The 11,111-nt window shown below is 70.4% G+C and carries 10 protein-coding genes; 6 read left to right on the forward strand and 4 right to left on the reverse strand.

Translation table 11 applies throughout. The annotated features are described in order from the left end of the window. Positions 1-143: 143 nt before the first annotated feature. Entirely contained in the window at positions 144-671 is a 528-nt protein-coding gene (locus tag VIU94_RS00785) for a hypothetical protein (protein ID WP_331906378.1), read from the reverse strand. Between the two features lie 238 nt (positions 672-909). Then, positions 910-1,326 carry a hypothetical protein gene (locus VIU94_RS00790; RefSeq protein ID WP_331906380.1) on the reverse strand — a complete coding sequence of 139 codons (417 nt, stop codon included), beginning with the start codon at positions 1,324-1,326 and terminating at the stop codon, positions 910-912. Between the two features lie 442 nt (positions 1,327-1,768). On the opposite strand from VIU94_RS00790, the gene VIU94_RS00795 reads away from it, so the two are divergent. From VIU94_RS00795 to VIU94_RS00805, 3 genes are all read left to right on the forward strand, one after another. Continuing rightward, a complete protein-coding gene (locus VIU94_RS00795; RefSeq protein WP_331906382.1) occupies positions 1,769-2,602 on the forward strand; it encodes a TIM barrel protein in 834 nt (277 codons plus the stop codon). A gap of 41 nt (positions 2,603-2,643) precedes the next feature. Further along, a complete protein-coding gene (locus VIU94_RS00800) occupies positions 2,644-3,534 on the forward strand; it encodes a 2-hydroxy-3-oxopropionate reductase (protein WP_331906384.1) in 891 nt (296 codons plus the stop codon). A gap of 195 nt (positions 3,535-3,729) precedes the next feature. After that, positions 3,730-5,184 carry a catalase gene (locus VIU94_RS00805; RefSeq protein WP_331906386.1) on the forward strand — a complete coding sequence of 485 codons (1,455 nt, stop codon included), beginning with the start codon at positions 3,730-3,732 and terminating at the stop codon, positions 5,182-5,184. A 249-nt stretch (positions 5,185-5,433) separates the two neighbouring features. On the opposite strand, the gene VIU94_RS00810 is transcribed toward VIU94_RS00805, so the two are convergent. Then, positions 5,434-6,705 carry an MFS transporter gene (locus VIU94_RS00810; protein WP_331906387.1) on the reverse strand — a complete coding sequence of 424 codons (1,272 nt, stop codon included), beginning with the start codon at positions 6,703-6,705 and terminating at the stop codon, positions 5,434-5,436. Positions 6,706-6,764: 59 nt separating this feature from the next. On the opposite strand from VIU94_RS00810, the gene VIU94_RS00815 reads away from it, so the two are divergent. Then, the gene (locus tag VIU94_RS00815) at positions 6,765-7,736 is read left to right on the forward strand and encodes a transcriptional regulator (RefSeq protein WP_331906389.1); all 972 of its coding nucleotides are present in this window, start codon (positions 6,765-6,767) and stop codon (positions 7,734-7,736) included. A gap of 251 nt (positions 7,737-7,987) precedes the next feature. On the opposite strand, the gene gcl is transcribed toward VIU94_RS00815, so the two are convergent. Beyond that, positions 7,988-9,775, reverse strand: a complete 1,788-nt coding sequence (gcl, locus tag VIU94_RS00820; RefSeq protein WP_331906391.1) for a glyoxylate carboligase — start codon at positions 9,773-9,775, stop codon at positions 7,988-7,990. A gap of 220 nt (positions 9,776-9,995) precedes the next feature. Here gcl and VIU94_RS00825 point away from each other — a divergent pair, with 220 nt between their 5' ends. Continuing rightward, positions 9,996-10,712 (forward strand): hypothetical protein, encoded by a 717-nt coding sequence (locus tag VIU94_RS00825; protein WP_331906393.1) that lies wholly within the window; start codon positions 9,996-9,998, stop codon positions 10,710-10,712. A 122-nt stretch (positions 10,713-10,834) separates the two neighbouring features. Then, positions 10,835-11,111 (forward strand): TIGR04222 domain-containing membrane protein (locus tag VIU94_RS00830; protein ID WP_331906395.1); only part of this gene is annotated, 277 nt, incomplete at its 3' end.

Here is an 11,111-nt window from a genome sequence, read left to right on the forward strand (position 1 = left end):
GGCCCGGGTCTGCTCGGCGCGGGCCTCCTCGACCCGCGTCGCCTCGCCGCGGGCGGCCTGTTCGGGGGCTCGGATCCGCCCGCCGGGCGGCTCGTCCACGACCGGCCCGAGCCCCGGGGGGCCGCCACCGGGGTCGATGCCGCTCACTGCCCGCCCTGCCCCGGAACCGGGCCGGCCTCCTGGTAGCACGCCTTGGTGACCGTCTCGTGCTCCTTCTCCTGGCCGGTCTTGATGTTGCCCATCTCGAAGCCCTTCTTCCGCATGCAGGCCTCGACCTTGAGCCGCCAGGTCTTGTGCTCCTCGCTCTCCTTGCCCTGGGCCGCCCCGCCACCGCCGGAGCCGCCCTGGCCGGCGAACTTCTGGCAGGCCTTCTGGGCCTTGTCGATCTTGGCCTGGTCCTGGGTCTCGGTGACCTGGATGGAGAGGTTGCCGTTCTGCGCGGGGTCGTCGACCGTGAGCCCGTTCTCCCGCAGGCAGCGCACGAGCTTGAGCGCGTCGGTGTCCGGGGCGCCGGAGCCCGGGTCCTTCGCCTTGTCGGTCGGGCTCGCCTTGCCCCCGCCGGACGGGACCTCGCTTTTCGCGCCGTCACCGCACCCGGCGAGCAGTCCGACCGAGAGCAGCGCGGCGGCGGAAGTCAGCACCACACGGTTTAAAGGTTGCAGCTTCAACATGGGATCCCCTGTCGATCTCGACGCTCTCGAAATTCCGCGCATCGGTGCGCCAGATCATGATTGCCAGGGCCGACCAGATACCGATGAGAGCTTTATGAGAAACAGATGAGAAGGAGCGGAGCAGGGAATTCCGACTGCCGAACGCACGAAAGGACCGAATTCGCGACCCGTCCGGACGGGCCGCGAATTCGGCGTGGATCATGCCCTGACGGGCGTGGCGGGATCAGCCGCCGATGGATCAGCCACCGATGGAGCCGCCCCAGATGGCGTAGGTACCGGACGGGCACCACATGGTGTGGTTGAAGGTCCCGTAGTAGTACGTGCCGAAGGTGTACCGGTACCCGTTGGAGCAGTCGATGTAGACCCGGTAGCCGTTGCCGGAACAGGTCATGTACATGTACCGGCCGGACGTGGAGCCGTTCCAGCAGCTGGCCAGGGTGTTGACCTCACCCTTGGCCGCGGCGGCCAGGCCCGTCGACTTGTCGAGGGACTTGGTGACCGCACCGCTGGACTTGACCTGCCCCTGGGCCGACTGCGCCGTGGCGGACGCCTGGCCCGAGCCGGCCGTCGCGGCGGACGCGGAGGGCGCCAGGGCGACGCTGGAACCGAGAGCCAGCAGGGCGCTGGCACCCATGACGGCCAGACTCTTGCGCATGCTCATTTCTCCCCCAATTGTTGCCCGTTTGGTTCGTACCTTTTGCCCGCCGGGTGAGCGAGCACGGCGATTCTGCGCAGCGCGCCGAGAGTGTGTCAATTCTCATTGCGCTCTCATGATCACGCCCTGCACGGCGAATCAGCCATTCCACGAAAAAGGCGTCGGTCGGCCCGACACCTTAACGAAACAGGAAATGGGCCGGTCACCCCCGGGAGTGAATAAGTTGAGCTGTGGATTCCCTGTGGAACTGCCCCGATTACCGGACATTACAGAATTGCCACACCTCCCGACCGTCCGGTCGGGAGCACCCCTCCCGGCCCCCCGTACGGCCCCCGAACCGCGCCGACCTCGCACGACCCCCCTTGACACCTCCCTGCCCCGCCGTGCAACATTCCGTCAGACAGAAACTTACTTCCGCAATACGGAAGGAGCGCCGCCCCTCATGGGATACACGGACCAGCGCTTCGATGTGAACCTGTCGATCCTCTTCACGGAACTCCCGCTCCTGGAGCGCCCCGCGGCCGCCGCCGCGGCGGGCTTCACGGCGGTCGAGCTGTGGTGGCCCTGGATCGACTCCCCCACGCCCGCCCAGAGCGAGCTCGACGCCCTCAAGAAGGCGCTCGACGACGCCGGCACCCAGCTGGTGGGCCTGAACTTCTACGCGGGGCAGCTGCCCGGCCCGGACCGCGGCGCCCTCTCCCTCCCGGGTGAGGAGTCCGACCGGTTCCGCGCCAACATCGACGTGGCGGCGGACTTCGCCGCCTCGGTGGGCTGCAAGGCGCTCAACGCGCTCTACGGCAACCGCGTCGAGGGCGTCGACCCGCAGACGCAGGACGACCTCGCCCTGGAGAACCTGGTCCTGGCGGCCCGCGCGGCCGACCGGGTCGGGGCGATCCTGCTCGTCGAGACCCTCAACAAGCCGGAGTCGCCGCTCTACCCGCTGGTGAGCGCGCCCTCCGCGATCGAGGTCGTCGACAAGGTCAACGCGGCCACCGGACTCGGCAACGCCAAGTTCCTGCTCGACATCTACCACCTGTCGATGAACGGCGAGAACGTCAGCCAGGTCATCGCGCAGTACGCCGACAAGACCGGTCACGTCCAGATCGCGGACAACCCGGGTCGCGGCGCGCCGGGCACCGGCGACCTGGCCCTGGAGCAGCTCCTCGACGAGCTGAAGAAGGCCGGTTACGACGGCTGGGTCGGCCTGGAGTACAAGGCCGCCGACGCCGCCGCGTCCTTCGAGTGGCTCCCGGCCGAGGCCCGCGCGGCCCGCTGACTTCTTCCCGTACCACCAGTTTTTCGAGAGGCACCCTCACCATGAGCAACCTTCCCAAGATCGCGTGGATCGGCCTCGGCATCATGGGCTCGCCCATGTCCGAGAACCTGATCAAGGCCGGCTACTCGGTCACCGGCTTCACCCTGGAGCAGGACAAGCTGGAGCGGCTCGCCGCGGCCGGCGGCACCTCCGCCGCGTCCATCGCCGAGGCCGTCGCGGACGCCGACGTCATCGTCACGATGGTGCCGGCCTCCCCGCAGGTCGAGGCCATCTCCTACGGCCCCGAGGGCATCCTGGAGAACGCCAAGCAGGGCGCGCTGATCGTCGACATGTCGTCGATCACCCCCCAGACCTCGGTCGACCTGGCGAAGAACGCCGCCGAGAAGGGCATCCGCGTCCTGGACGCCCCGGTGTCCGGCGGCGAGGCCGGCGCCATCGAGGCCGTCCTGTCGATCATGGTGGGTGGCGAGCAGGCCGACTTCGACGAGGCCCTGCCGATCCTCGAGGCCCTCGGCAAGACCATCGTCCTGTGCGGCCCGCACGGCTCCGGCCAGACGGTGAAGGCCGCCAACCAGCTGATCGTCGCGGTCAACATCCAGGCCTGCGCCGAGGCCGTCGTCTTCCTCGAGAAGTCCGGCGTGAACCTCCAGGCCGCCCTGGACGTCCTCAACGGCGGTCTGGCCGGCTCGACCGTGCTGACCCGCAAGAAGGACAACTTCCTGAACCGGGACTTCAAGCCCGGCTTCCGGATCGACCTGCACCACAAGGACATGGGCATCGTCACCGACGCCGCCCGCAACGTCGGCGCGGCCCTCCCGGTCGGCGCCGTGGTCGCCCAGCTCGTCGCCTCCCTGCGCGCTCAGGGCGACGGCGGCCTGGACCACTCGGCCCTGCTGCGCGCCGTCGAGCGCCTCTCCGGCCAGCAGGTCTGACCCCCCGCCCCGTAACGGGGCCCAGATTTCCGGGCGGCGGCGGCGCTGACACCTGTCCTGTCGCGCCCAGGCGCCGTCGCCGTCCGGAACACCCACACTTCAATTTCAACAAACTGTTGACGTCTTGTTCGTGGCGTATTTACGCTCCTCGGACCGTCACAGATGTCAGCAGAGCTCCCCGTACGGAAGGTCACCATGTCGAAGCGCGTGCTTACGACCGAGTCCGGCGCCCCGGTCGCCGACAACCAGAACTCCGCCACCGCCGGCGTCGGTGGCCCCATCCTCCTGCAGGACCAGCACCTGCTGGAGAAGCTCGCTCGCTTCAACCGGGAGCGCATCCCGGAGCGCGTGGTCCACGCCCGCGGCTCCGGCGCGTACGGCTTCTTCGAGGTGACCGACGACGTCACCGCCTACACCAAGGCGGACTTCCTCGGCGAGATCGGCAAGAAGACCGAGCTCTTCATCCGCTTCTCCACCGTGGCCGACTCGCTCGGCGGCGCGGACGCGGTCCGCGACCCGCGCGGCTTCGCGGTGAAGTTCTACACCGAAGAGGGCAACTACGACCTCGTCGGCAACAACACCCCGGTGTTCTTCATCAAGGACCCGATCAAGTTCCCCGACTTCATCCACTCCCAGAAGCGCGACCCGTTCACGGGCAAGCAGGAGCCGGACAACGTCTGGGACTTCTGGGCGCACGCCCCCGAGGCGACGCACCAGGTGACCTGGCTCATGGGCGACCGCGGCATCCCGGCCTCGTACCGTCACATGAACGGCTACGGCTCGCACACCTACCAGTGGACCAACGAGGCGGGCGAGGCCTTCTTCGTCAAGTACCACTTCAAGACGAACCAGGGCATCCGCTCGCTCTCCGGCGAGCAGGCCGCCGAGGTCGTCGGCAGCGACGCCAACTCGCACCAGACCGACCTGCTCCAGTCGATCGAGCGCGGCGTGAACCCGTCCTGGACGCTGTACGTCCAGGTCATGCCGGCCGCCGAGGCCGCGGAGTACCGCTTCAACCCGTTCGACCTCACCAAGGTGTGGCCGCACGCCGACTACCCGCTGCAGCGCGTCGGCCGGATGGTCCTCGACCGCAACCCGGACAACGTCTTCGCCGAGGTCGAGCAGGCCGCGTTCTCCCCGAACAACTTCGTCCCGGGCATCGGCCCGTCGCCGGACAAGATGCTCCAGGGCCGCCTGTTCGCCTACGCGGACGCCCACCGCTACCGCCTCGGCGTCAACCACACCCAGCTGCCGGTGAACGCCCCCAAGGCGACCACGGCCGACAACTACGGCCGGGACGGCTTCATGGCCACCCGCCAGGGCTCGCGCCACGACAAGAACTACGAGCCCAACTCGTACTCCGGTCCCTCGCAGACCGACGAGGCGCTCTCCGCCCCGCTGGCGATCCACGGCTGGACCGGCGCCCACGCGGCCCCGCTGCACACCAAGGACGACGACTTCTTCCAGGCCGGCGAGCTGTACCGGCTGATGTCCGAGGACGAGAAGAACCGCCTCGTCGCCAACATCGCCGGCGGCCTGTCCCAGGTCTCCCGCGAGGACGTCATCGAGAAGAACCTCGCGCACTTCGCCGCCGCCGACGCGGACTACGGCAAGCGCGTGGAGGAGGCGGTTCGCGCCCTGCGCGACTGATCGCCGGCAGCACAGCAACACCAGCAACACCCAGACCGCGTACGGGATTTGACGGGAGGTCAAGTCCGGTACGCAGTCCGGATCTCGGCCCGGATGAGGGGTGGTCGAGGTCCGGACGGCTTGAGGACCGCGGCGGCGTGCGAGCCAGTGCGGTGGTAAGGGCACACCGGCCCCCTTCTTGACCTGAAGGAAGGGACGCCGGAAGACCCGTCGCCGTCGCCGCGGTCCCCAGCTCCAGACTTCGAGGCCCTATCTGCTCCGGGGCTTCGCATGCTCCGCCCGGCGGCGCGAACGTCCTGTCGCGCCAGCCTCGCACCGTCGGGCGGTAACCAACGAGAGCGCGGAACCAGGTTTACGGTCCCTGGTTCCGCGCTCTTCTGCGTACGCGAGCGCGGCCGTGACCGCGAGCGAGCCGCCGGCCAGCAGCGCCATCGCCGCCGTCACCGAGGTGTGCTGCGCCAGTACGCCGGCCAGCGCCGCGCTCACACCCTGGAGCGTGAGCATCCCCGAGGCGTGCAGCCCGAGCGCCTGCCCGCTCAACTCCTCAGGCGTCAGCGCCATCAGCCGCTCCTGGAACAGCAGGCTCGCGCCGTACCCGACCGTGGCCACGGTGATCGCGGCGGCCGCGAGCGGCAGGCCCGGGTCGAGGGCGAACAGCAGGAACGGGGCGGCGAGGAGGGCCTGCAGCGGCGAGCCGAGCCGGCCGCGCCACCGCTTCGGCAGGAAGCGCCCCACGGCCAGGTCGCCGGCCAGCATCCCCAGCGCCGCGAAGGAGAACAGCAGGCCCGCGTGCCCGGGGTCGTACGGCACGAAGAGCGATTCGCAGCCCACGATCAGCCCGTTGGGCACCCAGAGCGCGAGGTAGACCCGGCGGCGGGCCGGGGAGGACCACAGCCGTCCGTTGACCCGCCAGGTCTCCGTGACGGACGGACGGCCCGCGGCACGCGGGGCACGGCGGGACAGGCCGACGCGGGCGCACAGAGCCGCGGCCAGGTAGAGCGCCGCGCCGGTCAGCAGCGCGCCGCGCGGCGAGAGCAGGGCGACCAGCAGCCCGCCCGCCGCGAAGCCGCCGATCTGGCAGAGGCCGACGGCCATGTTCAGGAGCGAGCGGCCCAGCAGGTAGCCGTCGCGGGAGAGGATCTCGCCGAGCAGCCCGAACCGCACGCCGCCGCCCACCGAGCCGATGAGGCCCTGCACCAGCAGGACCGCGAACACGGCCGCCACGGGCAGGCCGGGTGCGGCCTGGGCGGCGGTGCAGAGCGCGAAGAGCAGCGCGAGGCCTACGATGGCGGCGCGCGGCGGCAGCCGGTCGGCGGCGGACAACAGCGTGGCCGCGCCCAAGACTTGGGCCAGCGACGGCCCGAACATCGCGAGCGCGGACAGCAGGGGCGAGCCCGTGTCGCGGTAGACGAGCGTGGCGAGTCCGAGGCCGGCCATGGTCTGCGCGGCGATCTGGACGGCCACGGTGACGAAGAAGGGCGTGAACTCCGGGGTACGGAACAGCTCGCGGTAGGTGCGCATGCGAGGGAGTCTGGGAGGCGACGGCACGGGGCCGTTAGAGTTTCGCGGGGAGGCGAAACATGGGCTGGTGGCAGATCGACGCCGACGCACTGGCGAAGAGCCGTTTCGTGGTGTCGCCGCTGGCGGAGACGATCGCGGCGCTGAAGGCACTGGACCACCCGGCCGCCGGGGACCCGGGTGAGCGGCTCTGGCTGGGCGCCCATCTGCCCCGCTACCGGGCGCGGTTGGCCCGCGATCCGGTGGACGCGCTGCTGGTCCGGGCCGCGCTCGGGGCCACCTGGAACGCGGACTTCCTCACCCCGACGCCGCTCGGCGAAGGCGAGCAGAGCTTCGAGGAGGAGCTGGCCGTCGTCCGCGACGCGGACCCGGCCGCGGCCGTCGCGGACCTCGCGGTCTCGCTGGGCGGGCCTGTGCCGGAGCCGCTGCGGTACGCGACCGACCTGCCGGAGCGGATGGCCGCGGTCCTGACGTGGGTCTGGCAGGAGACGGTGCTGCCGACCTGGCCGCGGCGCCGGCGGATCATGGAGGCCGATGTCGTCGCGCGGACCGCGCGGCTGAGCCAGGGCGGCTGGGCGGCGGCGCTGGACGAGCTGTGCCCCGGGAAGATGCGCTGGCTCGGCGACGGCCGGCTCCAGGTCAACGCCCGTGCATATCCGCCGCGTTCGGTCGAGGGCGGCCTGCTGCTCTTCGTGCCCGTGACGCCCAACCGGGGCTGGGTCTCGTGGGAGGGGTCGGAGCGCTTCGCGATCGTCTACCCGTGCTCCGGCACCCTGGCGGAGCCGGAAGCCCCGAAGGTGCCGGACGCTCTGGGCACGCTGCTCGGCGCGGCCCGCGCGGGCGTCCTCGTACGGCTCGAATCCCCCAAGTCCACCAGCCAGTTGGTGGCACTGACAGGCCAGGGATTCGGCTCGGTGGGCCGGCACCTGAAGGTACTGCTGGACGCCCGCCTCGTACGGCGCAGGCGCTCGGGACGGTCCGTCCTCTATTACTGGACGGATGCCGGCGAGGCGCTCGTACGGGCGCAGGCGTAGGCGTAGGCGCGCCCGGGAAACGGCGAGGCCCTCGCCCCGGTACTCATCGGGGTGAGGGCCTCTCTCCGGCGGCCGCGTGACACGGTGTCAGGGCGCGTGTCACGCGAAGCCGGACGCCGTATGACGCGAGGTCAGACCTCGGGCCAGACCTCGGGCCAGACCTCGGGCCAGACCTCGGGCCAGACGTCGGGTCAGACGTCGGGTCAGACGTCGGGTCAGACGTCGGGTCGGACGTCGGATCAGACCTAGGGTCAGACCTTGAGCGTCTTGATCGCGGTCGGCGCGTGGCCGGGCTCGGTCGCGAGCTCCTCGAACTCGGTGACGTCGCTCATGTCGACCGTCTTGCTCATCGCGATGTTGGTGATGCGCTCCAGGATGGCCTCGACGACGACCGGGACCTGGAACTCGACGGCCAGCTTCTTGGCCTCCTCCAGCGCCTCGCCCAGCTTGTCCGGGTCGGTGACGCGGATCGCCTTGACGCCCAGGCCCTCGGCGACCTTGACGTGGTCCACGCCGTAGACGCCGATCTCCGGGGTGTTGATGTTCTCGAACTCGAGGTTGACCTCGAAGTTGATCCCCAGGTTGCCCTGCGCCTGACGGATCAGACCGAGGTAGGCGTTGTTCACGAGAACGTGGACGTAGGGGACCTTGTGCTGGGCGGCGACCGCCAGCTCCTCGATCATGAACTGGAAGTCGTAGTCGCCGGACAGGGCGACGACCGGGGTCTCCGGGTCCGCGGTGGCGACGCCGATGGCGGCCGGGATGGTCCAGCCGAGCGGGCCGGCCTGGCCGCAGTTGATCCAGTGGCGCGGCTTGTAGACGTGCAGGAACTGCGCGGCCGCGATCTGGGAGAGACCGATGGTGGTGACGTAGCGGGTGTCCGGACCGAAGGCGCGGTTCATCTCCTCGTACACGCGCTGCGGCTTCATCGGGATGGCGTCGAAGTGCGTACGGCGCTGCAGGGTGGCCTTGCGCTCCTGCGCGGAGGCGGCCCAGGCGGAGAAGTCCGGGAGCTTGCCCGCGGCCTTCAGCTCCTTGGCGATCTCGATGAAGAGCTCGAGCGCGACCTTGGCGTCGGAGGCGATGCCGTAGTCCGGGGCGAAGATCTTGCCGATCTGGGTCGGCTCGATGTCGACGTGGACGAACTTCCGGCCCTTGGTGTAGGCGTCCATGTTGTAACCGGTGTGGCGGTTGGCCCAGCGGTTGCCGATGCCGAGGACGAAGTCCGACTCGAGGAACGTCGCGTTGCCGTAGCGGTGGGCGGTCTGCACACCGACCATGCCGGCGGCCAGCTCGTGGTCGTCCGGGATGGTGCCCCAGCCCATCAGGGTGGAGATGACGGGGACGTTGATCAGCTCGGCGAACTCGACCAGCAGGTCGGAGGCGTCGGCGTTGATGATGCCGCCGCCGGCGACGATCAGCGGCCGCTCCGACTCGAGCAGGAAGTTCAGGGCCTTCTCGGCCTGCGCACGGGTGGCGGACGGCTTGTAGACCGGCAGCGGCTCGTACGTCTCGGGGTCGAACTCGATCTCGGTCAGCTGGACGTCGATCGGCAGGTCGATGAGGACCGGGCCGGGACGGCCGGAGCGCATCAGGTGGAAAGCCTGCTGGAAGACGCCGGGGACCTGCGCGGCCTCCAGGACCGTGGTGGCGGCCTTGGTGACGGGCTTGGCGATCGAGGCGATGTCGACGGCCTGGAAGTCCTCCTTGTGGAGCTTCGAGACCGGGGCCTGGCCGGTGATGCACAGGATCGGGATCGAGTCCGCGATCGCCGAGTACAGGCCGGTGATCATGTCGGTTCCGGCGGGGCCGGAGGTACCGATGCAGACGCCGATGTTGCCGGCCTTGGCCCGGGTGTAGCCCTCGGCCATGTGGGACGCGCCCTCGACGTGGCGGGCCAGCGTGTGGCCGATCCCGCCCACGTTCTTGAGCTCGCGGTAGAAGGGGTTGATGGCCGCGCCGGGCACACCGAACGCGTTGGTGACGCCTTCGCGCTTGAGGATCTCAACGGCCGCTGCGGCGGCGGTCATACGGGGCATGGAGTGCTCCTGCTTCGGCCAGGCGGAAACGGTCTCGGGGCTGCCCGGGCGGGGCGCCGTTTCCAGCCGTTTCCATAATGCGGAAGTATTGTTCTGCTATACGGAAGCAGGTTAGGCGCGGCGGCGGAGAGTCGTCAAGGGAGTCCCAAAGCGACCCCCGCCGGACGGCGGCGTCGTGGACCATGGGGGACGGGACGAAGGGGGATGGTTCGACGTGAGCATGTCCGAATCTGTGCGGGTGGAATGTCCGGAGTGCCGGCGGACGCAGCCGTACGCGGCGCCCGCCTACCCCTGCGCCTGCGGGGCGCCCGTGACCCCGCCGCTGATCGCCGGAGCGCCGGGAGAACCGGTGACGCACCGCACCTGGTCGGACGAGTGGGTCACGGTCCGCTGCGCGGCCTGCGGCCGTACGGACGACTGGCCGCAGCCGGAGCTCGGCTGCCCCTGCGGGACGGTGCTCCGGGTCCGGGTGCACCCGGTGACGGCGGACCGCTCCCCCGCGACGCACCCGGCGCAGCCTGCACGGATACCGCTCCCCGCCACCGCGCCGGTGCCGGTGGCGGCCCGAGCGCCGTTCCGGCCGCTGACGATCCGGACCGCGCGCGACGCGGTCGCCGCCGCCGCGCGGTACCTGCGCTGGCTCGGCTTCCGTGACGTCCTGCAGCCCGACGAGCGGTCCGCCGACGGCGTCGACCTGCGCGGGCCCGGCCTCGTCGCCCACGTCGACCCGTCGACCCGGCCGGTCGGGCTGCGCGCCGTCGAGTGCCTGTGGCTCAACGGGCTCAGCGCGTCCTCCGTCAGCGTCCTGTTCTCGCTCGCCGGCTACGCCTCGGAGGCCCGCGCCCGGGCCGACGACATAGGCGTCGCCCTCTTCGTCCTCGATCTCACCGGGACCCCGCAGCCCCTCAACGGTCACGCCGACGAACTGATCCCCTGAGCCCCACAGGGAGCACCGCCGGGGACACCACCGGACACAAACCTCAAATGAAGCTCTGAATCCGGCCATGCGCGCGTGACGAGCCCCCTCCTCCGGGCACACCACTCCTGGGGGTGGTTGAAATGCCTACGGAGATGTGGTGGTTCATCGGAGCGGCCTGCGCCCAGATCCTGCTCGCGGGGGTGTTGCTCCGTGCCCGCCGGCCCCGGCCCGCCGAGCTCCCGCCCTCCGCCCTCGCGCTGCTGCGCGGCGGATCCCGCGCCGCCGTGACGGTCGCGCTGGTGGCTCTGCATCAGCGCGGCGCGGTCACCTCCGCCCGCCGCAACACCGTCCGCGCCAATGGCGGCCCCGGCGCCACCCGCGACCCGCTCCAGCGCGGCGTGCACGCCTCGCTGCACC

The sequence above is a fragment of the Streptomyces sp. genome (assembly GCF_036566765.1).
Taxonomy (GTDB): domain Bacteria; phylum Actinomycetota; class Actinomycetes; order Streptomycetales; family Streptomycetaceae; genus Streptomyces.